The following is a 22,545-nucleotide window of genomic DNA, read 5'->3' on the forward strand; positions in this document are numbered from 1 at the left end:
AATTATACAGAAAAGTTTCTCTAAAAGCAAAAATTTTTTAATCTGTCAGATGGCTGCTGAAATTCCGTGTAGAAAACAATTGCAGTGGATCCCCATAAATGAAATACTCTTTTGCGAAACAGATGACCTTATTCCAAACCGAAAATATTTTGGAATAAGGTCCTATTAAAACTTTCTTTATTTATCCTGCGGACTTACTTTGTTTCCAAGGCGCTCCATGCTTCATTTGCACGTTCCACAAAAATATTGCGCACCGCTGCATTTTCACCAAGTCCATGGATATATGTTTCCACCTTAAATCCTTCTTTTTCCAAAATTGATTTATGTGATTCAGGTTCAGCTCCTGCCATATCGTTATTGGCATGATCACCCGCTACCATCATCATAGGCATAAGTGTTATCTTTTTAATACCTTTTGCCTTTAATTCAGGGATTATAGTTTCCAGATTCGGCCATCCTTCTACTGTATACAGATATGTGTTTTTCAATTTCAGCGAATCTATTCTGTCCTGAATGACAGCATAATAAGCATTACTGGGGTCAGGCGTTCCATGTGCCATAACCAACACGGCTTCGTCTTTTGCTACTTTTGGAAACTGTGTGGAAAATGCTTTCAAAAATTCTATTACATCGTCACGCTGATTTTCCTGTCCCATCCAATACATAGCGGAAGTTCCCAATGTCATCTTTTTAAAATCCTTCTTGTATATATCATATACTGCAGAATCATATGCATACTCCATTCCAGGAATAACGTCCAAAGATGCTATTGCTACGCGCGTGTACCCCTGTGCCTTCAGATCTTTGAGCGCATCTTCCGGCGTAGGAATCGTTATGCCTTCCTTGGCTTTGATTCTGTCAATAATAATATGTGACGTAAAAGACAGCACAACCTTAGCATCAGGATGAGCCGCCTGAATTTCCTGCACAGTTTTTTCGATCGTTTTTTCTCGGGAGTCCTTGAACGTAGTCCCAAAGCTCATGACAAGTATCGCATCTTTATTTTCTTCGTTTGCCATCTGAGGATTATTATAAGTGCGCACACCGATTTCAGCCGCTTGTTTTAAAGCGGGAGTAGCATCTGTGACTTCCGGGTTCAGCTTATAGCTGGCATAGGAAGTAGCCATAAATCCACTTAAAGCAACACACGCCATAGAAGCGACCAACATTTTTTTCCAATTCGATTTCATTTTGACAACACTCTCCTAAAGTTTTTCTTCATTACCATATTCTCAGTGTCAATCACTTTCCCGGCAAATGTGTGTCGCAGGAAATATCATCAAAATAAAAAACCCTTCATGTAAAATGCAATGAAGGGTATAATCCGACGAAATCTCAAAAAATTTGTCTGAAAATACCACCTAACCCATCGCTCGCAGGTACCACACAAATAAAACCATATAGGCAGCTTATCCTCAAAACAAACAATAAGTCTGCCTTATGAAGTAAAGCTTTATCGTGTAACGGTGATCGACAAACAGGCAGTTCTCCTGGCTCTGAGTCATAGCTCTCCTGCGCCTTCCCATGCAGCTAAACTGTCACAGTGACATTTTGCAGAATTACTCGTCATTACAGTGGCGGGACCGCGTTGGCTTTATACCAACTTCTCCTTTAAGTCCTTACGGACACCTGTTTCACTGATATTAAATTTTTGTCGTTATTTATGATACAATTAATTTCTTCTATTGTCAATGAGGGAATCGTCATTATTTACAAAATAACTGATAAGTACAGAACATACGCTGAAATCAATCTGCTTTTCTCATGCCTGCAGCAAAGGAACCGATAAAACATGATTTTAGACTAGAGGTATATCGTAAAATATTGTATAATTGCTAATATGATATTAATTTCTCCACAACAAAAGGAACTGTTTAAATGGAACAATACTCGACTATTTTTTTGGAATTTATTGCTTCATGGGGATATCTGGCAATAGCTCTGCTCATGGCTGTAGAAAATGCCTGCATCCCCATCCCCAGTGAGCTTATTCTCGGTTTTGCCGGCTATCTTGTATCTATTGGGCATATTGATTTTGCAGAGGCAGTTGCAGCAGGAATGGCCGGCGGTATGGCAGGTTCTATAGTCACATATTATATTGGATATTGGGGAGGCCGTCCTTTTATCAATAAATATGGCAAATATTTTTTTATGAAGCAATCGCATATTGACACCGCACAGCGCTGGTTCGACAAGTACGGCATAAAGGCTGTTTTTTTCAGTCGGCTCCTGCCCGTCGTACGCACCTTCATTTCTCTTCCTGCAGGATTCGCCGGCGTAGATATGAAAAAATTTATTTTATTTACCTTTGCCGGTTCTCTTCCATGGACTATCCTCATCATCTATATAGGCATACTGCTTGGTGACAACTGGAAAAAAATGCTCGCCATCGGTCACGAATTCAGCCTGATAATCTCTGCGATCATCATCCTGGCAGTATTATATTTGTATTTTCGTCATCGTAAAAAACAAAAATAATTTCTATTTGGAGTGATTTAATGAAAGCAATATATCTTGATTGTTTTTCTGGCGTAAGCGGCAATATGCTGATCGGCGCATTGCTGGATGCCGGAGTACCTGGAGAATATCTTGAATCTCAGCTGAAAAAACTGCGTTTACCGGACGAATATTCCCTGCTCATAGAAAATACCAATAAAAACGGCGTAAATGCAATATATTTTAATGTTGTTCTTTGTAAAGCGCACTCTGCTCACCGGACCTTGTCCGATATCCAGGAAATTATCATCAAATCTTTACTGAGCGAAAATGTTCAGGATACTGCGTTGTCCGTCTTCAGCAGCCTGGCTGAGGCTGAAGCGAAAATACACGGTACCGACACTAAATCAGTACATTTCCATGAAGTAGGAGCCGTAGATGCGATCATAGATATTGTCGGTGCAGCGATATGTCTTGAATATCTGGATATAAAAAATATTTTCGTAGGCAATCTGCATACCGGCACTGGTTTTATCAATTGTGAACACGGACAGCTGCCAGTTCCTGCTCCTGCGACAGCGGAACTGCTGAAAGGTTTTGAGCTGAAAAGCGGTCCGGCGGAAAAGGAACTGATAACGCCTACCGGCGCCGCCATAATAAAAACATTAGCAAAAAAAGGCTCCGTTTTGCAGAATTTTTCTTACGACAAAATAGCCTACGGTGCCGGCACCTGGGATTTACCGCATCCGAATGTTCTGCGCGTATACATAAAAGAAACCTGTGAAAGTACAAGTATAGATAAGCTTATTCTTCTGGAAGCCAATATAGACGATATGAGCCCTCAGATTTTCAGCTATGCCTCCGAAAAATTATTTGACGCCGGAGCACTTGATGTATGGGTCACTCCTATTATGATGAAGAAAAATCGTCCCGGACAAATGCTTTCTGTACTGGCAAAAGAAAACGATTATACGACTGTGTGCGATATAGTTTTTAGCGAAACTACTACTCTTGGCATGCGTGTCAGTGAAACAGACCGGGTTGCTCTTGACAGAGAAATCAAAGTTGTTTCCACTGCTTACGGCCTCGTTCATTGCAAAGTTGCCCGATACAAGGGAAAAGTCAGTAATATTTCTGCCGAATATGATGACTGTCGGCAGCTTGCGGCAAAAAAAAGCGTCCCTATCAGAGAGGTTCAGCATGAAGCCTTGCGCATAGCCTATTACCTTGCAGAAAACAATAAATGATTTCTTCCCACATTCCAAATGAAGCTTATTGCCTCTGCCATATCACTACAGAAACAGACAGCAGCAATTATCAATTGCTGCTGTCTGTTTTCTATTCATTTTTTACTGTCTCTTGGTTTTCAGTGACATACTGTGCGACCGCAGAAAATCTTGACCATCCGACAGTTCCCGGTTTGACTGTATACCAAACCAGATATGTCGGTGCTGTGCTCCAACGTTTCTCCCCGCTGCTTTTATAGAAAGTTTCCTCACCGAGCAGCAATGTACTATTTTCTAAATTAATTTTGCAGTCAGTGATGCTGTAATACCCATTTTCCAACGTGCCGGAATCCCGATTGATCCTTTTTTCTTTGTAAGCAACAATATTTTTGTTTATGCTGCCATTTTTCTCAGTATCATAATGCAGCGATGTTTTATCAAAATAAAAAATGTCATCATTTCCATGTCCGAGGACAATCGGTATCCAGTCATCCTGAGCAGCAGCCTCCTGCTGCTCATCAGCCGATGCGGATACTGCAAAAAGCAGGACCAGGCTGAATATAAATGCCGCTAATTTTTTTCTCATACGCATATCGCTCCTCCAAAACATTTTGTTTTTTAAAAAAACCGCTTGTCTGAATCATTTATCCATATGCTATTTTTGTTAATTATATCATATATCTTTTAAGTATGCTAAAATTACAAAGGGTGATACCTATGACTGAAAATGATAACAAAAAAAACAGATCAACACTGCAAATTTTCGGACGTGTCAGCGGTCTGGGCATTAGTTTTGCACTCATCATATGCGTGACGGCTTTTCTCGGCTACAAGGCTGATCTGTTTTTTTCAACCGAACCTATACTGACATGCATAGGCACTATAGCCGGTTTTCTTCTTGCATTAGTGAGCATTTATCAAATTATAAAGAAAGATGTTTTATGATAAAATTCACCGTTCCTGATGGACACAAAGAACAAAAGCTCCGTTATTTTTTAGCTTCTCATGCTAAAGTATCTACAAATTTATGGCGAAAAATCAAATGGCACGGCAGCCTCTGCATAAACAATATCCCTGTCCGCGCAGCTGATGCCTTTGTAAAGGCAGGAGATACGGTCAGTTACGAGCTTGAGCAAACTTCTTCTATAGTTCCCTGCAACAAACCTCTCAACATAGTTTATGAAGATGAATGGCTTTTGATTATCGATAAGCCTGCCGATATGATAATTCATCCTACAAGTAAAATATGCAGTGATACCTTGGTAAATATCATTGCAGGCTATTATATGCAAACCGGTCAGACAGCCGGCTGCCATCCCGTTTACCGCTTGGACCGCAATACGACAGGTCTTATAATAATCGCCAAGCAGCCGCAGATACAATATTATTTATCAGCATCGCATGACAGGATTTGCCGTTTATACAAAGCCGTCGTAAAAGACCATCCGCATCCTTATGAAGCCATGCTCTGCAGCTCTATAGGACGCAAACCGGAAAGTATTATCGAACGAATGATAATGCCCGGCGGACAGCCTGCTCTCACTCGCTACAAAGTCCTGAAAACTATGCAAAACCGCAGTCTGATCGAACTCAAGCTTTATACGGGGCGCACTCACCAGATACGTGTGCACATGGCAGCGGACGGGCATCCGCTTCTTGGTGATGATCTATATGGCGGTGACTGCAGCCTTATCGATCGCCAGGCCCTGCATGCATATAAAGTAATATTCAATCATCCGATAAATAACAAACAGATCCATATTTCATCCGATCTGCCTCCGGATATGATGCAGCTGCTATAATCAAACCGCAGTGGATTTTTAACCTGCAATCCTGTATAATTGAAAGTATTGATTATTTCAGATGAATATTGATTCAACCGAAATAAGAACTCTGTTTATATTAATAAAATTTAGAAAGGTGCGGCTGCTATATGTTTAAATCAAAAAATTTAAAATTTGCTGCATTAGGTCTTACTGCCTTTTTAACTGCAGGCATTATCTCCGGCTGCGGCTCACAAACTGCCGACAATTCTTCCGGTGGTAAAAAAACTTTTAAAATAGGTGTCGTTCAGCTGGTAGAGCACAATGCGCTGGATGCTGCCAACAAGGGGTTTATTGCCGGTCTGAAAGAACGCGGCTATGAAGAGGGAAAAAATATTACTGTCGATCAGCAGAATGCACAGGCTGACCAATCCAATTTGAAAAATATTGCTCAGCGCTTTGTTGCCGACAAGGATGATTTGATTTGTGCCATTGCTACTCCCGCGGCGCAGTCAGTTGCCAATGTCACCAAGGACATCCCCATTGTAGGCACTGCTATCACCGACTATAAGCTTGCAAAACTGGTTGCCTCAAATGAAAAGCCCGGCGGTAATGTAACCGGCACGACCGACGGCGGCCCTGTTGAAAAACAAATCGACCTTCTTCTAAAATTGTTTCCCAATACCAAAACCATTGGTACTGTATATTCTTCCAGCGAAATAAACTCAGAAATCCAAGTCAACAGGATGAAAGCATATGCCGAATCCAAGGGCCTGAAGGTGGAAACCGCAACTGTTTCCACAGTAAATGACATACAGCAGGCTGCACAAAGTCTGGTAGGTAAAGCAGATGTATTTTATGAACCCACCGATAATGTCATCGCATCGGCAATGCCTACGTTGGCTTCTATAACGGATGCCGCTAAAATCCCTGTTATTTGTGCGGAACCGAACATGGTTAAGCAGGGCGGTTTTGCCACTTATGGCATAGATTATTATAAATTGGGTGTACAGACAGGATACATGGCTGCCGATATTTTAGACGGAAAAGCAAAACCTGCCGATATGCCTATTCAAACAGCCAACGATTTAAAAGTGACTGTGAACAAGAAAAATGCTGCCGCTCTGGGCATTACTGTCCCTGACGATGTTCTGCAGGGCGCGGACATCATAGAATAAATTCAATTAGGAGAATTACTTTGGATCTCATTATCCCTACAATATCACAAGGACTTTTATGGTCTGTAATGTCCATCGGTGTATATCTTACCTTTCGTGTACTGGACATTGCGGATTTAACAGTGGAAGGAAGCTTTCCCTTGGGAGGTGCAGTAGCCGCAGCACTTCTGACGATTGGCTATAATCCGATCAGTGCTATTTTAGCGGCCTGTGCCGCCGGAATGCTCAGTGGTGTCGTTACCGGCTTTCTTCACACAAAGCTGAAAATTCCTGCACTGCTTGCCGGAATTTTATCAATGATCGCTCTTTATTCTGTCAATCTGCGTATAATGGGCAAAGCCAATCTTTCGCTTTTACAGATTGATACGGTTTTTACTATTTTCCCCGCTTCATTCGATAATCAGACTATGGTTCTGCTCGTCGGCCTTGTTATCGTATTAATAGTCGGCATAATCAACTATTGGTTTTTCGGCACGGAAATCGGTGCTGCCATAAGAGCCACCGGCTTCAATCAGCATATGATACGCGCTAATGGCGTAAACACAAACATCACAATCATATTGGGCCTGCTGATGAGCAACGGCTTAGTCGCTGTTTCGGGAGCGCTGGTCGCTCAAAGCAACGGATTTGCCGATGTGGGCATGGGTGTAGGCACTATCGTCATCGGGCTTGCCTCCGTAATTATTGGTGAAGTACTCTTTGGCACTAAAAGCTTCAGAAACTGTCTTATTTCTGTTGTACTCGGTTCGATTGTTTATCGCGTAGTTATCGCCATCGTTCTGCAGTTAGGAATGCCGCCGAACGATTTAAAGCTTTTCACCGCGGTTCTTGTAACCCTGGCACTTTCTCTGCCCTTATTCAAAGCTAAGTTCAACAGCAAAAAGAGAAGGGTGGCAGGATAATGCTCAGAGTAGAAAATATCTCCAAAACTTTCAATCCCGGTACAATAACGGAAAAGATCGCCTTGAGTGATGTCTCCCTGCGTTTAAACCCCGGCGATTTCGTCACTGTAATAGGCGGTAACGGTGCGGGAAAATCCACACTGATGAATTCAATAGCCGGTGCATTTTTAGTTGACACCGGAAAAATAATTATCGACAACAATGATATTACCAAATGGCCGGAGCATAAGCGCGCCAAATTTATCGGCCGTGTATTTCAAGATCCTATGATGGGGACCGCAGCCGGCATGATGATCGAAGAAAATCTTGCTATAGCTTCACGTCGCGGTAAAACACCGTCCTTCCGCTGGAGCGCTCCCAAAAGCGAACGGGAAAAATTCCGTGAACTTTTGAAATCCCTCAATCTGGGGCTTGAGAACCGTCTTGAAAATAAGGTGGGACTGCTTTCCGGTGGTCAAAGACAGGCTCTTACCCTTCTCATGGCTACAATGGCCGATCCCAAGCTACTGCTGCTCGATGAGCATACAGCGGCACTCGACCCAAAAACCGCCGAAAAAGTTCTGGCTATAACAGAGAACATTATCAGCGATCGCAGTTTAACTACACTGATGATCACGCATAACATGCGTGATGCTCTGCGTTTTGGCAATCGACTGATAATGATGTATAACGGAAAAATCATTATTGATGTCAGCGGTAAGGACAAAAAAGATCTGGAAGTTCAGGATCTTCTTGAAATGTTTGAAAAAGCATCGGGCAGTGAAATGGACAGCGACCGAATGCTCCTTGGTTAAAATATTTCACGATGAATCCCTCAGCTATAAAAATAACGTAAATTGCAATAGCAAATTGAACACTTTGGTAAAATGCCGATGATCTCAGGCAATATAAAGTTTATCGAGAAAAGCGTCGAACAATTCTTCCGGTGTCTGGTAGGCAAGTCGCTTGCGCGGACGGCTATTCAATTCATCGGCAAAATGTAATATATCTTCATAAGTATATTTCTCAATCGAAACGCCCTTTGGAATATATTGACGCAAGAAGCCGTTGTGCCGTTCATTTACTGGTCGCTCCCAAGAGGAGTAAGGATGTGCATAATAAACACTGGAACCCCAGGCTTCAATCTTGGAAAATTCCTCGAATTCAGAGCCATTATCGGTTGTAATGGTTTTGAAAACAGAACTGAAACGCTCACCATATTCAGCGTGTAGTTCTTTCATCGCAGCCATGACAGACTCACTGTTTTTACCAGGAATGCGAATAGCCAGGTAATTGTTTGTAACACGCTCAATCAGAGTTAAAACAGCAGCTTCTCTGCCTTTTTTTCTGCCAATCACCGTGTCAGCTTCCCAATGGCCGAATTCCGTGCGTAAATCTACGATGTCAGGACGTTCGTCAATGCTGCGACCTTTCAGACGTTTATGCTTTCGGGTTCCTTTTTTGTTTTGCTTTCGCTTTAGAATTTCAGGCAGCTCGAACAGCGATAGCGGCAAATTACCAGCAGCCATTTCGTTATATAGGGTCTTCGTGCATACCATTTCTTTATCAGCAAAGAGCTGGTGCAGGCGCGCATGACCGACGCAAGCGTCTAACGACCACTTTTTTGCCCTAACTTGCGCAACCACCCACTTAACAAAATCTGAGCAATGTGTGATATAATGCGGCCTTTTGCACTTCATTCGATTCATTTCATATACTGCAAGACCTCGTTTGGCGCTGTACTCCGGTGTACGTCCTCTATGGCTTTTGCGCAGCGGTGTACCGCGGCGCAATTCATACATGATAGTACTTGGCGAACAATTGATTTCTCGGGCGATTGCCCGCAGAGAGTATCCTTGCTTGTTTAGTTGCTGGATCGCTCCGCGTTCTTCCCGTCCCAAATGCTGACCACGTTTTCGTTCAGGGAATACTGTGATATAATTATGGCAGTCCATAGTGATTGTCTCCTCTTTGGTTAATGGTGCTGTGAGAACTCCATTTTACCATTTAAAGAAAAGTCACTGTGGACTTTTTGCTAACTGTTCATTTTCATTTTACAATCAACCGCTATAAAAATAAAACAAGCCGTAATAATATGACAGTAAATCATATTATTACGGCTTGTTTTATTTTTTATCTCAAATTGCTGCTCATGTTCACAAAAGGAGCTCGTTCCAAATCGTTGTCTATCTTATAGGCTTTGACCAGAGCACCGTCAACTTTTGTATATGCTGTATTGTTTTCAACCCAGCTTTCATAGACACGTCCGTTTATTTCCTTCTTACTGTAGGAGGTGGGATTATTATCCACCGCCCTGTAAATTCCCTTTTCACTGCTGCTCATATTGGTTATGGCAAACGGTGCATCAACTGGATCGGCATGTGTAACTCCTGTAAAAGCAACCCCGAGGAGAATAGCGGATAAAGCAAATATGTTCTTTTTCATTATAAACAATCCTTTCTTTTTCTTAACTCAACAATTATTTTCTTTAATTTTTATTTAGTTATTTAATAACTTTTTGTCTATGTCATTATAATACTATTATACAGTTTAAAAGTAAAGTAGTATTTTTTATATAATTAGATATACTATAGTAACTAATACTTATTTATAAGCAATTTTTTTTATAATTTTTTTAAATTATATTTTTTGATATCTGTTTTTTTGAAAATCTTAATTTTTATGACTTGCTTTTTGCCTTTGTTTACAGTATTATTTTTATAAAACATAATATTTTTATCATACATTGTTTATAATAGTTAATATAAAAATTATATCGTTAGGAGAAGATAGCATGGACACAAAAACGACATTTGGAAAATGCCCATATTTTACGTCACAAAAAGTTTTGACCGGCAAATGGTCACTGCTGATTATGCATTATCTCGACGGCAAAACACTACGGTTTAATGAACTTGAGAAGCTTCTGACCCCTATAGCCCAGGCCACACTTACCAAACAACTTAGGATACTGGAGGGACATGGTCTCATAAAAAGAAAAATTTGCAACCAAATTCCGCCTCGTGTCGAATATTCACTGAGCGATATAGGCAACGAATTCAAACCCGTATTAAATTCGTTGGAACTATGGGGCGACAAATATATCGAATATATTAAAAAGAATGAAAATGCCGTACTAAATGCTTGATATATAATATTAAAAGCGTCAGAGCTCACACTCTGACGCTTTTTTGATAAAACTATAAAATAACAGAACTGCCCATGTCCCAAAATACTCTGCCTATTTTGCTGCACCGTCATTTTTTTTCAACAGCTGTGCTTTTGTAATAGCCGCAGTCCCAAATTTTGCTTTTATATCATCAATTGTCCTGTAAAGATTTTTTTGCTTTTCATCACAGCTGAATAATGATTGTTCCTCAATAGGTGCAAAATTACTGCCGGTAAGTCCCAAAAGCCGTATTTTTCCGTGAAATTTCAAAGCACGAAATAAGTTCACAGCCGCTTCATATAATTTCTCGTCAAAATTGGTTCCCTCCGGCAATGTACAGCTTTTTGTATAAGTAACAAAACTGTCTGTCCGTACCTTTATGCTTACGGTTTTTGCCTTCAGCCCTTTTTTCCTCAGCCTCCAGCCGACGGTTTCCGCGAAAGCCAGAAAATGTTTCTCAACAACCTCCGGTCCCTGTATATCGTCTTCATATGTCTCTTCATTTCCCACCGATTTTACATCATGCCTGCATTCTACTTTTCTCTCATCTATCCCGTTTGCCATTTCCCATAAATGCACCGCACTTTTTTCACCTAACATTCGCTTCAATGCGGTCCTATCCGCTGCTGCTATATCACCGATTTTATGATAACCGGCACTTTGAAGACGATATGCTGTTTTTTCTCCTACGCCCCAAAGCTTGCCAATGGGCAGGTTTGCCAAAAATTGCTTTACCTGCCCCTCCTCCACAATTACCAGTCCGTCCGGTTTTTGCAGGTCCGAGGCAAGTTTAGCCAAAAATTTATTGGGTGCAATCCCTATGGATGCATGAATTCCCGTCTTCGCCAAAATACGTTTTTTCAATTTTGACGCATATTCTTGGGGTGTACTATACAGCTTCTCCATTCCGGTCATATCCAGAAAAGCTTCATCAATAGACAAAGGTTCTATCAGAGGTGAAAATTCAGCAAAAACTGTAAAAATCATATCGGAAATTTCGCGATAACGTTCATGCCGGACAGGAAGGAAAATTCCCTGTGGGCATAATTGACGCGCTTTCATCCCGGACATCGCTGAATGCACACCATAACCGCGGGCCTCATAAGATGCCGTACAGACTACACCGCGCCTTCCGATTCCTCCCACTATTATTGGCTTTCCCTGCAGCTCCGGATTGTCTGCCTGTTCCACCGAGGCAAAAAATGCATCCATATCAACATGCATTACACGTCGCTTCATAACTTCACCATCTTTGCACACTTTTTATAATTTGTAAAAATAGCGGAACATTATTTTCTGCCATTTATTCATTCGTTTATAAAGACCGCAGCGCATTTCACCGATTATTTGCAAACCCTTTATCAATTCTTTTTTATCCGTCACCGGACCGTCGCTGAATTTCGCCCGCAGCACCATATCAACAAAATCTTCTATTGCTGTATTTTGCCAAGCTTTCTCATGTTCTTTCAGATATGCGGCATACTCCATATAGTCCATATGTTGAGGCCGGGGCAGCTTTATATACTCTGCCAGACGTTCCATATAACCATACAATTGCTGCAGGCGCATCACTGTATTTGCCTCAGTAAAGTCATTTGCTAAAACCTGAGATATATGTCCGTTGCAATATTTGCACCGTATGATCACTGCGCCCCCTGCTGCACCTAAAGCTATCAGCAGCAAAAAGGCCGTGGGATGATCTTCTTCCGCAGGCAGTGCCTGTTCCTGTCCGGCAGCTGTTTTTTCCTGCACCTCCGGTTTGTTCTCCGGCGGCTGCGATTTATTTTCCTGCGGACTTTTTTCATTATCCTTACTGCTTTTTTCCGTTTCCGGAAGTGCGCCGGCATATCCCGGAGTAAAATCAACCGGACGCCAGCCCCATCCGTCTTCATAAATTTCCGCCCACGCATGAGCCTGCCGGTCTGTCACCGTAAAAGCCTTCACATCTCTTCCGCTTCCGTCGCTGCCCACAACCTGTCCCGCAGTTACGGTGGTATCCGGCACCGCATATCCCACAACATAGCGTGCAGGAATCCCTGCCTGTCGCAGGATCAGCACTGCCGCAGATGCAAAGTAGGTACAATACCCCTCATGCGATTCATTTAAAAAATAGCTCACAAAATCTTTCCCCTCAGGTAACTTCCCCGGTGAAAGCGTATATTTATAATTTTCCTGAAAATAACGCTGCAGCCGGCTTATCAAGGCTTCACGCTCAGCATATGTATATGCTTTTTTTATAGGAAAATTTTGCTCAAATTGTGTCAAAACACCATCAGGTACCTGCAGATAATAATTATAAACAAAGCTTCTGTACCCTTTTTCCGCTTGTACGTAATAAGCCAAATATTTATTAGAATCACCGTAGCTGTCGAGAAAAGATGGTATTTCATCATAATGCTGCGGCTGTTCATATACTTCTGCTTTGTAGAGCTTGCCGCCCGCATCCTGAGCTATTTTATCATATTTAAAGCCCGAGCTTGATATATCGGTATTATAAGGAAAAAAATATTCATTTTCATTTGTAAACATCTCAGCTATTCTAAACTGACGCGGGCTGAACAATTCAGTATACTGCCCATCGGCGTGCATAAATGCCGCAAACCTATTTTTCCCCTGCGCATCGTCCGCCAAAGCCTCAAAAATAACTACACTTTGATCATACCAGGCTCCCGGTGAATAAGCTGCAAAAAGCTTATCATATTTCGCATATACATTTTCGGGCAGATCATTCCATGAATTATTCATATACACCGCTCCTGAATAATTCCGCATATAAAGGCGATTCTCCGCCCGCAGAGAAGTCTGTACTTCCATTATTCTTCGCCCTGTCTGCCTTAACGTATCTACATCACCAAGCCTGCCGCGTCCGTTGATGCCGTGCCGTATATCGTCCAATGCCGAAGCTGCCCCGTTTGGTGATAAATACTCATTCAGAAAATCCTTCATCTGCTGCGGCAAATACTGCATAAAATCTGGATGCTTATATTCTTCCTTCGGCACTGCCTGTTGAATTAAACCGCTTCCCGCCAAAACAACAATCCATATTATGACAGCTTTCACTATAATTTTTTTATTATAGCTTCCGCTCATATAAATGAAGAGCGTCAGCCAGAAAGCAACAACACCTGTCAGACTGCGCGGGTCCGGCATAACATTAAAATACAAGCCAAAAAAACAGGCGGGTACAGTAAGAAGCAGCAATACGACAGCCCCTCCGGCACTCCCCATCAAAGCATGAAAAACTATCCCGGCAGCAAATATCAGCAAAAGCAGTATCGGCTGTGCTCCTGCCGTATAACCGGTATCTGACGGCAGATTGAGCGGCTGTATATTTAAATGATACGGCTGCTTCAAAACATCAATAAAACTATTGACCGTATATAACAGGCTGAGATATATCTCGTCCCTATATTCATAGACAAAATAAACTGCCAATAAAAAAAACAGCATATGACAAACCAGCCATCCACGTTTCCCTCCCGCATGGGAACAGACATAAACAGCCGAGCAAAACAGCACAGAAAAAATAATATCATTACCGTCCAGAGAAATTTTCGCATATGACAGAATACAGTTCACTACAGCTACAACACCCGCATTCAATAAAATTATACGGACTATATCATCAAAATGCTTTTTTCCAAATTTCATTTCCGCCATACCCCTGCCGCTAAATTTCCGGCAACATCATTTTCATCGATAAATATCTCATTCATTCCGCATACGGCAGAAACCGTGCCCACAACAAATACTGTCAGCATTAAGGAACTTTGCAAGCCTGTATTCTCTGTTATTTCTTGTTCATCCGATGCCGATATATAAAATACATTATGACTATTTTCTTTCATATTATCTGCCAGCCACTGCAAATTAGCAAAAGGCTCCTCGACATGATCTACGCTCATATAGACGAGCAGCTGACGTTCGAAGTCATCCATATTTGCAACTCTGATTTTGGCAGCAGCACCGTTCTTCATCAGATATAAAAATTCAAAGCTGCCATAACGGCCTATGAGATATGCACCCACCGCATAAAAAGTTTCATATATGCCATTGCAGACTTTCTCTTCCGCATCAGGAATAATATCCATCAGCAAGACTGCCGTTATTTCACTCGGAGCATAAAACTCCTTCACATAAATATCATCGTGAGCAATACTCGCCTTCCAGTGAATATTTCTGCTGCTGTCGCCGTACTGATAAGGCCTTATTCCCATCAGTTCCCCTGCTGCCTGCGCCGTCTGCAGCGCCTGCGTTTTTATATCCGCAAAATTTTCATAAAATCTGGGCATCACGAATACAGTTGCAGTCACTTTCATCTTTTTACTGTATGCAAATAATCCCAAAAGATCATAAAAAGTACTTTTAGCAAACTGCAGTTCTATCTTGCCGCAGCGTGTGCCCTTATAGGTGAACTTTCTGCGTGCATTAGCAAAAATAAAGCTTTCTATTGACAGCTCTCTTTCGGAAAGCAGTCTGCCATTTGCATCCTTCACTTTTACACTGACAGTAAAATCTGCCAAGGGCAGATGAAATCGATTTTTCAATATGACAGGTATAGCAGCTTCGTCACCGTGAAGCACCGTAAATTGCCCATACGGCAGCTGCATTTTTAACATCCATTGACTGATAAATAAAAGCAGCAAAGATATTGCAGGCACCGCAGCAAGCAGCGCAAATAAAAGAAATGCCTCATACTGCGTATATAAAATATATAGGGAAATACTGAAAGAAAACGCAAAAATATAAATAAACCAACGTGTCGCCATGCTTAGATCTCCGCAATTTTGGGCAGAGGAACAGTCCTGATTATTTCCTCAAAAATATTATCTGCCGCGTTATGATCAAAAGACACCCTGTTTTTTATAATCAATCTGTGCTGCAGAACCGATTTCAGTATAACGGCTGCATCCTCCGGACGAACGTACTCTCTGCCGCACAGCACAGCATGTGCCTGTGCCATTTTTATAGCGGCAATACTGCCGCGCGGGCTTATACCAAGCAATACTGCCGACGACTGCCTCGTAGCCTCGGCCAGTCTGGCTATGTATTCGTAAATACTGTCCGCCACATGTACGCGGCTTGTGTGTGCCTGCAGCGCCGACAATTCTTCTGCATTCAGGACGCTCCTGACATTGCTGAGGGCGTTGCCATGAATTCCCTTTAATATCTCTATCTCTTCTTTTACATCAGGATAGCCTATCGAAATTCTTATCAAAAACCTGTCCACCTGAGATTCGGGCAGTTCCTGTGTCCCGATAGAGCCCGATGGATTTTGAGTGGCAATAACTATAAAAGGTTTTGGCACGCTCCTCGTAACGGCATCGACTGTCACGCTGCCTTCTTCCATAACTTCCAGAAGAGCCGACTGTGTCCGCGGTGATGTTCTGTTTATCTCATCGGCAAGCAGAATATTGGTCATAGCCGCGCCTTCTACATATCGAAATTCATTACTGCTTTTATCATACATTGAAAAACCCGTTATATCCGAGGGCAGAATATCCGGTGTAAATTGCAATCTTTTCTGCAACAGCCCCAGCACTTTAGCAAAAGCTACAGATATTGTCGTCTTGCCTACACCCGGTATATCGTCTATCAGAATATGGCCTCCCGCCAAAATAGCCATCAGTATCTTTTCAAGCACCGCTCTTTTTCCAATGATGACTTTTTGCAGTTCATCCAGCACAGCTCCTATTATTGCATTTTTATCTGACATAAGCTTATCCCTCCGGGCCTAAAATATAATACAGGTATAAAACCTTCGTAATATTTTACCATTATTAAATTTCTTTTTACAGTAATTTTTACTACGGCACCTGACCTTTTTTCTTAAGAAAAATCAGCCGTGGTGAAACGGCTGATTTTTAGCTTTTCTATCCTCTTTTATATCTTCTTCAACGGCTTCATTTCTTTTGCTGAATCCCTCACCTCTTGCGGAAGTGCCAGCTTCATCACATTATCTATAGGCTTCACCTTTATTATGACACGTGCGGTAGAATGATCTATAACATCCTGTACAGCAGCATTATCTTTTATAATATTGATTCCCGGCTTATCAACCGCAGCAGTGGTCTGCTCTTCGGAGCCACCCGTCTTTTCCTCCTCTGCCGCCATTGCTGCATAAGCTGCCTTTGCTACAATTCTGATTTGATCGGTCAGATCAAGTTCCGTTCTAACAATTTTATGCGTGTTCACATCTATATCTACTGTTCCTGAAACATCACTGCTGTTTTGCAGAACCATAAACAAATCATTTAAAATATTTGCCATCCCCTTTTTATCTTCGGGGGATAGGGATGTATCAATATCACTAAAGCTCACATGCCGCTTATTATCAAATAATTTTTTGCTGTCAAAAGCTATATTCAGACGTTGTATTCCGGCATTCTCATTTTCTGCATGTATTATTTTAACAGCATCGACTATATCCTGTACCTGTTTGGCATATTGCTCGCCTGTCGGCAAAAGAAATATGTTCCGCTTAAGAGAATCCGCTAAAGGATATCTTTGTAAATACCACTTCTCTTTTTTTTCTGGTTGCCCGTCTGAAGAATAAATTAACAATTGTTCATCTGCCGCCTGCACATACTGTGTCATTGAAAAAATCGGAAACTGCTGCTTTTCCATCGTAAAAAACTGAGCCTTTATAATATTTTTCATAAGCAAAGGACTTTTTTGATACTGAAAATCGCCTGCTGCCACCAAATTCCCCATAGGCATATTTATCATCAGCTGCATATCATAATCCGCATTTTGCGCATCCATATTCATCAGCGCTGACTGATATAATTGCTTTGCTGCGGGATCGATATCGGAAACAGCAGCCTTTATCAGCTCCTGTGCCATTGTCCTGCCGGTAAAAATACCAAACAGCAAAAAAAATACAAACACTATCTTCATCAATTTAAAATTCAATTTCTATTCCTCCATCATAATATATGCCGGCTGCAAACACCGCCTGCTGTCCCTAAATTGGTGTCCCGCAAATATACTTTTATTTTCTTATATAATTTTATTATACATAATAAACCCTAAGGCAACAATATACACAGGCCATATTTCCCTTATTTTTATCTGCAGCCAAATTTGACTATTGAGAAGGTTTTTCTCAAGATACAACGAATTTACGTATATAAGTAACATATGCGGACTTTTCATAATCATCCATATGAAGTCGAAATTTACTTAATACAATTTTACAGAGGGGCGATATTTTGAACTTCATTCAAAATCTCAAGGTCAGACAAAAACTTGTTTTATTACTCTTTATTATGCTGATATCCCTTGTCGGAGTTGGCATAGTCGGCTATTATTTCCTCAATAAAACAAATAACAATGTACATATGATGTATGCAGAAAAACTTGTTGCCGTAGAGCTTATCAACAGCAATATGTCAGAGGCACATAAGATAGAGTCGGATGTACATGCTTTGATGCTTACAACAAATGATTCAGAACAAAAAACATTGTATGATGACATTGATGCACGTGCAAAACATTTTGACGCCAATCTGACGAAATATGAAAGTCTTCCCATGAATGATGCAACAAAAGGACAGATTGCAGAAATAAGATCAGATTTAACCCAATACCGTGCTGTGAGAAAAAATGTTCTGGCTTTATCATTGCAGGATAAAAATGATGAAGCATATGCTCTTTTCAAAGCGGACGGCAAGCCTGTCTCTGATAAATTCATGAAAGAGCTGGCTGCACTTGCCACTAATATAAACAATGCCGCTGACGAAATGAATGCGCAAAACGAAAAAGATTTTGCCTTTGCAAACATGATATTTTTAGCCATTATCATCATCGGCATCATTCTGGCCTTTTCCCTCGGCTGGCTTATCACAAAACAAATTTCCTCCCGCATGTCCGATGTTGTCAACTTTCTCAACCTTTTAAGCACAGGTGATTTCTCAAAAGCCGTGCCGGAGAGAAGTATCAATGACCAAAGTGAATTCGGTTCAATCTCAAGAGCTGTCCATTCAATGCAGACAAGTGTAAAAAATCTCTTATCCCAGCTGATCCATCTTGCGGAACAACTGGCCACATCCTCAGAAGTTCTGACTGCCAGTGCAGAGCAATCGGCGCAGGCTTCCAATCAGGTTGCAGGCTCGGTGACACAAGTCGCTGACGGTGCTGAACGGCAGCTCAAACTTACGAACTCTGCCGATAGTCTCGTAAAACAAATTTCCGATGCAATAAAACAAGTCGCTGAAAACACCCAGACTGTATCGGGTTCTGCCGAAAAAACAGCAGAAACTGCCAGCAATGGTGAAGGTGCTGTCAAGCATGCAGTAAATCAGATGAAAACCATCGAAGAAAAAACCAACAATACTGCCGCCGTAATCAGCGAATTAGAAGAAAAATCAAAACAAATCGGCCAGATCGTCGATGTAATATCAAATATTTCCGGTCAGACAAATTTATTGGCTCTCAATGCAGCCATTGAGGCCGCAAGAGCAGGCGAAGCCGGTAAAGGGTTTGCCGTGGTTGCCGAAGAAGTCAGAAAACTGGCCGAACAATCTCAGGATGCCGCAAAGCAGATCACTGAACTTATCAGTCAGGTACAGGCTAAAACTGATAATGCCGTTACCTTCATGAGTGACAGCAAAAATGAAGTTGATACAGGAGCCTCTGTGGTTTCCAGCGCCGGCAGCAATTTTGAACAAATCCTGCATATGGTCAAAGACATGACAGAACAAATACGTGAAATTTCCGCTTCTATTGAAGAAGTAACAGGGCATGCCCAAAATGTAGTATCTGCTGTTCAGGATATAGACAATGAAAGTAAAAAAGCTTCTGAAGAAACCCAAAATATCTCAGCTGCAACACAGGAACAATCGGCGTCTGTGGAAGAAATAGCGTCATCCAGTCAAAAACTTTCCCAAATGGCAGATGAACTGCGTCAGGCTGTCCGTAAATTTAAAATATAAACTTATGACGTGATTATAAGACATTTCTAACAGTCTCTTTTAGAAATGTCTTATTTTATTGCTGTATTTAGATTTAGCATTCTCCTGGCCCATATTATTGGACTATGGCAATAAATATATGGTATGCTGATGTTAATAAAAATTTTAATGCGAGGGCTCATCATGAAATTAAAACTTTCCGGCTATTATAAGCTGCCGCATCTTACATCTCCCATATCATTTGATTTCGAAGATGTATTCAATACGGCATTTATGAAAAAATATACACGGTATAAAACTTTCGAACAATTTTTAAATAACGGTCGCTTTAATATCTCCGACCAAAAGGATTTTGAGAATCTACCGGAGAAATCAATGAATATTCATGTTGCCAAAAACACTAAATTTAAAACCTGGCAGGAAATGATCGATTTTGCCACTGATCGTTATATAAAAAAGAATATTAACCGCACTGAGCTTTAATATTATGAACATTTTTTGGAGGTCTAATTATGTGGGACAGCATTTTCTCATCCATTTCGCATATCACTCTGCACGACGGCCAAACATGTGTTTATACAAAAAACGATCTGGAATCTGCCATATATGACAGCGTTTTTCAATTATTTCCTGAGACAATACAGCAAAATGGCAGTAAAATTGATTTTGCCGGTAAAAGCTACATTATATCTACAGATTATTCCAGCCATGGCGGAATAACCAAAATTTATATAAAAATGAAGAATCCGTCATGGGCAAAGGCTCATCTCATGACCTGTGCATACAGTCGCACAGATTATCAACCATTTGACGAAATAATGAACAATCAGCTTGGTGAAAAAAAGTCTGTCACCCGGCCGCCGCTTCCATATCTTATAAGCAGCGTTGAACCTGGTATCATAATGGATCAAGACTGTCTGACCTGGCTTTCCCCATTTGCCCGCTGTATCGCTTGGATAGCCATGGATCCAAAGAATTACACACGTTTCCTGATATAAAATAAAGGAAGAGCCTCCGGCTCCGCCTTTATTTTTCAGATAATTTATCTAATTGCAGGCTGCATCATACCTTGTCTGCCTCATTCTGCTGTCATCTATCTTTTGCAAGATAGGTTCCTATTTTATATACACTCACACGTCCGCATGCCGAATTATGGCAGCTGCATTTTAAAACACTATACGGCCCTATTTTCAGATCCCGGCTTATACTCACATCACCTTCATCGAAAGGTGTCCCGCAAACAGGACACTGCCCTATAAACTCGTTGACTGCCGGTGTGAAATATTTATAGTAATTTGTATGTTTGCAGCTGGCGCACGGATAGCCGTATTTCGAACAAGAATTATATTTACACTTGTCGCAAATAAGATATTCTCCCATAATTTTCCCTCATCAACAACATTTCCCCGTTTGCTCAGCGCTCGGATCAGCCAATATCAGCAATTGTCACGGCAGGTATCGTCTCCAAAAATTCATATTCATGTGCCAATGTATAAAAAGTATTCAGCGCAGTCAATTGTTTTTCATGCACATCATACTTTATGACATCAAAATAATCCATAAGCTGCTGTCTGGAAAATTTTTTTTTGCCCACTACCATATCGGCCGCTTCTTTCTTAAACGCATTGCCATGATCAAAACCACCGCGCAGGCGACTGTACACTTCCCGCAAAGCCTCAGGAAATGCTTCCGCAAAGGCGCGTGTTGCAGCCCAGACTGCATACACCATAGGCAGCCCTGTCATCTTCTTCCATTCATTGCCCAAATCATAATAATACATCCCTTCCTGCCTGTTATGATTGATGTAAAGGGCATCATCGCCAATAAATAGATCAGCAGTCTCATCTTCGTTTAAAATACATTGCGGATCCAACGGCCTTACTTCATACTGTGGTATGCATTTATAGGCTTTGCGCATAATTATCTTCAAGAGACAATGTGACGTAGCAGACTGTGCTGTCAGCAAAATCTTTTTACCATCCAGCGCATCAATAGGACGCTTAGACACCAGAATAATACTTTGCACAATACCGTCTGCAACAATCCCCAAATTCGGCAGCATCATCAGACTGATGCTCATCTGTCCAAAGGCAAAAGAAGACATCGGACTAACATGAAGCTGTCCCTGTTCCATTGCCTTATTCAAAACCGACGGCACCCCCATTACCAAAGAAATGCCCCTGTGATATCCACATTTTAACAAACTATATGTGAGCGGCTGACAATTAAGAAAATTTATATGCCCCACACATGGCTGCATCAATCCTTACCTCCTAAACAGACACCAGGCAATTGATAATGCGAGACAGGCAGATTCCTCGGCCTTTGCCCACAACATCCATCTTTCAATCAGGGTCTGCTCAAAAATTAAAAGCCCATCATCTATTGCGGTATTCATCGGCTTTGGACCGACGTTCATACGAATTATGCGAAGATGGCTGTATATCTATTATTTTCTGGCTTTGCTTCTCTCTATCAGCTTTGATATTATCTTCATTTTTATTTTTTTTTGAACTTGTTATCTTTCTCCATATAGTCATTGCCAGCATGAGGATCACTGCAAAGATCAATGCATTAGCCACTATCCCGAGCAAGTCACTCATAAAGCCACCGCCCATACCGAACAAATTGGCAAGCATGCCCCCCAGGAACATTCCTCCTGCTAAAAGACCGACATTTCTGAGCATTCCTCCCCACGGTGAGGATGATGTATTTGCTTTTGCCCCATTCTCAGCCGTTGTGTTCTTATTTGCTGCATTTTTATTTAAAGATGCAGCATCTTTAGAAGGTTTATACTCGTTTCCCGTTCCTGCTGCATTCTTTGACGGTGCTGCAGGGACAGATCTTGTAACAGCCGGAGATTTAACCGATGGCATACGAGCCCCTCCTTTAGCTGCAAAAGAAATATTTCCAAAGATCATCATACCAGCTATAAACAATACAAAAATTTTTTTCATATTCATGTTGTGTCGCCTCT

General features: G+C 41.4%; 23 protein-coding genes and 1 riboswitch. Of the genes, 11 read left to right on the forward strand and 12 right to left on the reverse strand.

What is annotated here, in order from left to right; all coding sequences use genetic code 11:
- Positions 1–194: 194 nt before the first annotated feature.
- Positions 195–1,190 carry a sirohydrochlorin cobaltochelatase gene (locus I6758_RS04315; RefSeq protein WP_196603979.1) on the reverse strand — a complete coding sequence of 332 codons (996 nt, stop codon included), beginning with the start codon at positions 1,188–1,190 and terminating at the stop codon, positions 195–197.
- 273 nt (positions 1,191–1,463) lie between these two features.
- Positions 1,464–1,648: riboswitch (cobalamin riboswitch) on the reverse strand.
- Positions 1,649–1,878: 230 nt separating this feature from the next.
- Between I6758_RS04315 and I6758_RS04320 the strand changes: the two genes are divergently transcribed.
- Complete coding sequence (locus tag I6758_RS04320; protein ID WP_196603980.1) at positions 1,879–2,478, forward strand: DedA family protein; 600 nt, start codon at positions 1,879–1,881, stop codon at positions 2,476–2,478.
- A 20-nt stretch (positions 2,479–2,498) separates the two neighbouring features.
- The gene (larC, locus tag I6758_RS04325) at positions 2,499–3,683 is read left to right on the forward strand and encodes a nickel pincer cofactor biosynthesis protein LarC (protein WP_196603981.1); all 1,185 of its coding nucleotides are present in this window, start codon (positions 2,499–2,501) and stop codon (positions 3,681–3,683) included.
- Between the two features lie 91 nt (positions 3,684–3,774).
- On the opposite strand, the gene I6758_RS04330 is transcribed toward larC, so the two are convergent.
- The gene (locus I6758_RS04330) at positions 3,775–4,248 is read right to left on the reverse strand and encodes a hypothetical protein (RefSeq protein WP_196603982.1); all 474 of its coding nucleotides are present in this window, start codon (positions 4,246–4,248) and stop codon (positions 3,775–3,777) included.
- 131 nt (positions 4,249–4,379) lie between these two features.
- Here I6758_RS04330 and I6758_RS04335 point away from each other — a divergent pair, with 131 nt between their 5' ends.
- From I6758_RS04335 to I6758_RS04355, 5 genes are all read left to right on the forward strand, one after another.
- The gene (locus I6758_RS04335; RefSeq protein ID WP_196603983.1) at positions 4,380–4,607 is read left to right on the forward strand and encodes an AtpZ/AtpI family protein; all 228 of its coding nucleotides are present in this window, start codon (positions 4,380–4,382) and stop codon (positions 4,605–4,607) included.
- Positions 4,604–5,464 carry an RluA family pseudouridine synthase gene (locus I6758_RS04340; protein WP_196603984.1) on the forward strand — a complete coding sequence of 287 codons (861 nt, stop codon included), beginning with the start codon at positions 4,604–4,606 and terminating at the stop codon, positions 5,462–5,464. Before I6758_RS04335 ends, I6758_RS04340 begins: the two co-directional genes overlap by 4 nt.
- Positions 5,465–5,595: 131 nt before the next feature.
- A complete protein-coding gene (locus I6758_RS04345) occupies positions 5,596–6,603 on the forward strand; it encodes an ABC transporter substrate-binding protein (RefSeq protein ID WP_196603985.1) in 1,008 nt (335 codons plus the stop codon).
- A gap of 20 nt (positions 6,604–6,623) precedes the next feature.
- On the forward strand, positions 6,624–7,505 hold the full coding sequence (locus I6758_RS04350) for an ABC transporter permease (RefSeq protein WP_196603986.1): 882 nt from the start codon (positions 6,624–6,626) through the stop codon (positions 7,503–7,505).
- Positions 7,505–8,299, forward strand: a complete 795-nt coding sequence (locus I6758_RS04355; RefSeq protein WP_196603987.1) for an ABC transporter ATP-binding protein — start codon at positions 7,505–7,507, stop codon at positions 8,297–8,299. The genes I6758_RS04350 and I6758_RS04355 overlap by 1 nt, the downstream gene beginning before the upstream one ends.
- Positions 8,300–8,383: 84 nt before the next feature.
- Here the strand turns inward: I6758_RS04355 and I6758_RS04360 are convergent, their stop codons facing one another.
- Together I6758_RS04360 and I6758_RS04365 are read right to left on the reverse strand one after the other, a co-directional pair.
- Positions 8,384–9,439, reverse strand: a complete 1,056-nt coding sequence (locus I6758_RS04360; RefSeq protein ID WP_196603708.1) for an IS30 family transposase — start codon at positions 9,437–9,439, stop codon at positions 8,384–8,386.
- Between the two features lie 178 nt (positions 9,440–9,617).
- On the reverse strand, positions 9,618–9,929 hold the full coding sequence (locus I6758_RS04365) for a hypothetical protein (RefSeq protein WP_196603988.1): 312 nt from the start codon (positions 9,927–9,929) through the stop codon (positions 9,618–9,620).
- 349 nt (positions 9,930–10,278) lie between these two features.
- On the opposite strand from I6758_RS04365, the gene I6758_RS04370 reads away from it, so the two are divergent.
- A complete protein-coding gene (locus I6758_RS04370) occupies positions 10,279–10,632 on the forward strand; it encodes a winged helix-turn-helix transcriptional regulator (RefSeq protein WP_196603989.1) in 354 nt (117 codons plus the stop codon).
- Positions 10,633–10,725: 93 nt separating this feature from the next.
- Here I6758_RS04370 and I6758_RS04375 read toward each other — a convergent pair whose 3' ends face one another.
- The 5 genes from I6758_RS04375 to I6758_RS04395 form a co-directional block, all read right to left on the reverse strand.
- Positions 10,726–11,892: a DNA polymerase IV gene (locus I6758_RS04375; protein WP_196603990.1), complete on the reverse strand. Its 1,167-nt coding sequence runs from the start codon at positions 11,890–11,892 to the stop codon at positions 10,726–10,728.
- Between the two features lie 24 nt (positions 11,893–11,916).
- On the reverse strand, positions 11,917–14,304 hold the full coding sequence (locus I6758_RS04380) for a transglutaminase-like domain-containing protein (RefSeq protein WP_196603991.1): 2,388 nt from the start codon (positions 14,302–14,304) through the stop codon (positions 11,917–11,919).
- Positions 14,301–15,422: a DUF58 domain-containing protein gene (locus I6758_RS04385; protein ID WP_196603992.1), complete on the reverse strand. Its 1,122-nt coding sequence runs from the start codon at positions 15,420–15,422 to the stop codon at positions 14,301–14,303. The genes I6758_RS04380 and I6758_RS04385 overlap by 4 nt, the downstream gene beginning before the upstream one ends.
- A 2-nt stretch (positions 15,423–15,424) precedes the next feature.
- Complete coding sequence (locus I6758_RS04390) at positions 15,425–16,369, reverse strand: AAA family ATPase (RefSeq protein ID WP_196603993.1); 945 nt, start codon at positions 16,367–16,369, stop codon at positions 15,425–15,427.
- A gap of 167 nt (positions 16,370–16,536) precedes the next feature.
- A complete protein-coding gene (locus I6758_RS04395; RefSeq protein ID WP_196603994.1) occupies positions 16,537–17,568 on the reverse strand; it encodes a hypothetical protein in 1,032 nt (343 codons plus the stop codon).
- A gap of 299 nt (positions 17,569–17,867) precedes the next feature.
- Here I6758_RS04395 and I6758_RS04400 point away from each other — a divergent pair, with 299 nt between their 5' ends.
- From I6758_RS04400 to I6758_RS04410, 3 genes are all read left to right on the forward strand, one after another.
- Positions 17,868–19,589 carry a methyl-accepting chemotaxis protein gene (locus I6758_RS04400; protein WP_196603995.1) on the forward strand — a complete coding sequence of 574 codons (1,722 nt, stop codon included), beginning with the start codon at positions 17,868–17,870 and terminating at the stop codon, positions 19,587–19,589.
- 162 nt (positions 19,590–19,751) lie between these two features.
- Positions 19,752–20,051, forward strand: a complete 300-nt coding sequence (locus I6758_RS04405; RefSeq protein WP_196603996.1) for a hypothetical protein — start codon at positions 19,752–19,754, stop codon at positions 20,049–20,051.
- 29 nt (positions 20,052–20,080) lie between these two features.
- Positions 20,081–20,566 carry a hypothetical protein gene (locus I6758_RS04410; protein ID WP_196603997.1) on the forward strand — a complete coding sequence of 162 codons (486 nt, stop codon included), beginning with the start codon at positions 20,081–20,083 and terminating at the stop codon, positions 20,564–20,566.
- 91 nt (positions 20,567–20,657) lie between these two features.
- On the opposite strand, the gene I6758_RS04415 is transcribed toward I6758_RS04410, so the two are convergent.
- The 3 genes from I6758_RS04415 to I6758_RS04425 form a co-directional block, all read right to left on the reverse strand.
- The gene (locus I6758_RS04415) at positions 20,658–20,948 is read right to left on the reverse strand and encodes a hypothetical protein (RefSeq protein ID WP_196603998.1); all 291 of its coding nucleotides are present in this window, start codon (positions 20,946–20,948) and stop codon (positions 20,658–20,660) included.
- 46 nt (positions 20,949–20,994) lie between these two features.
- The gene (locus I6758_RS04420; protein WP_231038545.1) at positions 20,995–21,828 is read right to left on the reverse strand and encodes a menaquinone biosynthetic enzyme MqnA/MqnD family protein; all 834 of its coding nucleotides are present in this window, start codon (positions 21,826–21,828) and stop codon (positions 20,995–20,997) included.
- Positions 21,829–21,946: 118 nt separating this feature from the next.
- On the reverse strand, positions 21,947–22,531 hold the full coding sequence (locus I6758_RS04425; RefSeq protein WP_196604000.1) for a hypothetical protein: 585 nt from the start codon (positions 22,529–22,531) through the stop codon (positions 21,947–21,949).
- Between the last annotated feature and the right edge of the window lie 14 nt (positions 22,532–22,545).

The sequence above is a fragment of the Pectinatus haikarae genome (assembly GCF_015732185.1).
GTDB classification, from domain to species: Bacteria; Bacillota; Negativicutes; order Selenomonadales; family Selenomonadaceae; genus Pectinatus; species Pectinatus haikarae.

What these genes read in the sequence shown, in the direction of transcription:
- I6758_RS04315 (WP_196603979.1), bottom strand. Translation starts at nt 1,190, where the DNA reads ATGAAATCGAATTGGAAAAAAATGTTGGTCGCTTCTATGGCGTGTGTT.
- I6758_RS04320 (WP_196603980.1), top strand. Translation starts at nt 1,879, where the DNA reads ATGGAACAATACTCGACTATTTTTTTGGAATTTATTGCTTCATGGGGA.
- larC (WP_196603981.1), top strand. Translation starts at nt 2,499, where the DNA reads ATGAAAGCAATATATCTTGATTGTTTTTCTGGCGTAAGCGGCAATATG.
- I6758_RS04330 (WP_196603982.1), bottom strand. Translation starts at nt 4,248, where the DNA reads ATGAGAAAAAAATTAGCGGCATTTATATTCAGCCTGGTCCTGCTTTTT.
- I6758_RS04335 (WP_196603983.1), top strand. Translation starts at nt 4,380, where the DNA reads ATGACTGAAAATGATAACAAAAAAAACAGATCAACACTGCAAATTTTC.
- I6758_RS04340 (WP_196603984.1), top strand. Translation starts at nt 4,604, where the DNA reads ATGATAAAATTCACCGTTCCTGATGGACACAAAGAACAAAAGCTCCGT.
- I6758_RS04345 (WP_196603985.1), top strand. Translation starts at nt 5,596, where the DNA reads ATGTTTAAATCAAAAAATTTAAAATTTGCTGCATTAGGTCTTACTGCC.
- I6758_RS04355 (WP_196603987.1), top strand. Translation starts at nt 7,505, where the DNA reads ATGCTCAGAGTAGAAAATATCTCCAAAACTTTCAATCCCGGTACAATA.
- I6758_RS04360 (WP_196603708.1), bottom strand. Translation starts at nt 9,439, where the DNA reads ATGGACTGCCATAATTATATCACAGTATTCCCTGAACGAAAACGTGGT.
- I6758_RS04365 (WP_196603988.1), bottom strand. Translation starts at nt 9,929, where the DNA reads ATGAAAAAGAACATATTTGCTTTATCCGCTATTCTCCTCGGGGTTGCT.
- I6758_RS04370 (WP_196603989.1), top strand. Translation starts at nt 10,279, where the DNA reads ATGGACACAAAAACGACATTTGGAAAATGCCCATATTTTACGTCACAA.
- I6758_RS04375 (WP_196603990.1), bottom strand. Translation starts at nt 11,892, where the DNA reads ATGAAGCGACGTGTAATGCATGTTGATATGGATGCATTTTTTGCCTCG.
- I6758_RS04380 (WP_196603991.1), bottom strand. Translation starts at nt 14,304, where the DNA reads ATGAAATTTGGAAAAAAGCATTTTGATGATATAGTCCGTATAATTTTA.
- I6758_RS04385 (WP_196603992.1), bottom strand. Translation starts at nt 15,422, where the DNA reads ATGGCGACACGTTGGTTTATTTATATTTTTGCGTTTTCTTTCAGTATT.
- I6758_RS04390 (WP_196603993.1), bottom strand. Translation starts at nt 16,369, where the DNA reads ATGTCAGATAAAAATGCAATAATAGGAGCTGTGCTGGATGAACTGCAA.
- I6758_RS04405 (WP_196603996.1), top strand. Translation starts at nt 19,752, where the DNA reads ATGAAATTAAAACTTTCCGGCTATTATAAGCTGCCGCATCTTACATCT.
- I6758_RS04410 (WP_196603997.1), top strand. Translation starts at nt 20,081, where the DNA reads ATGTGGGACAGCATTTTCTCATCCATTTCGCATATCACTCTGCACGAC.
- I6758_RS04415 (WP_196603998.1), bottom strand. Translation starts at nt 20,948, where the DNA reads ATGGGAGAATATCTTATTTGCGACAAGTGTAAATATAATTCTTGTTCG.
- I6758_RS04420 (WP_231038545.1), bottom strand. Translation starts at nt 21,828, where the DNA reads ATGCAGCCATGTGTGGGGCATATAAATTTTCTTAATTGTCAGCCGCTC.
- I6758_RS04425 (WP_196604000.1), bottom strand. Translation starts at nt 22,531, where the DNA reads ATGAATATGAAAAAAATTTTTGTATTGTTTATAGCTGGTATGATGATC.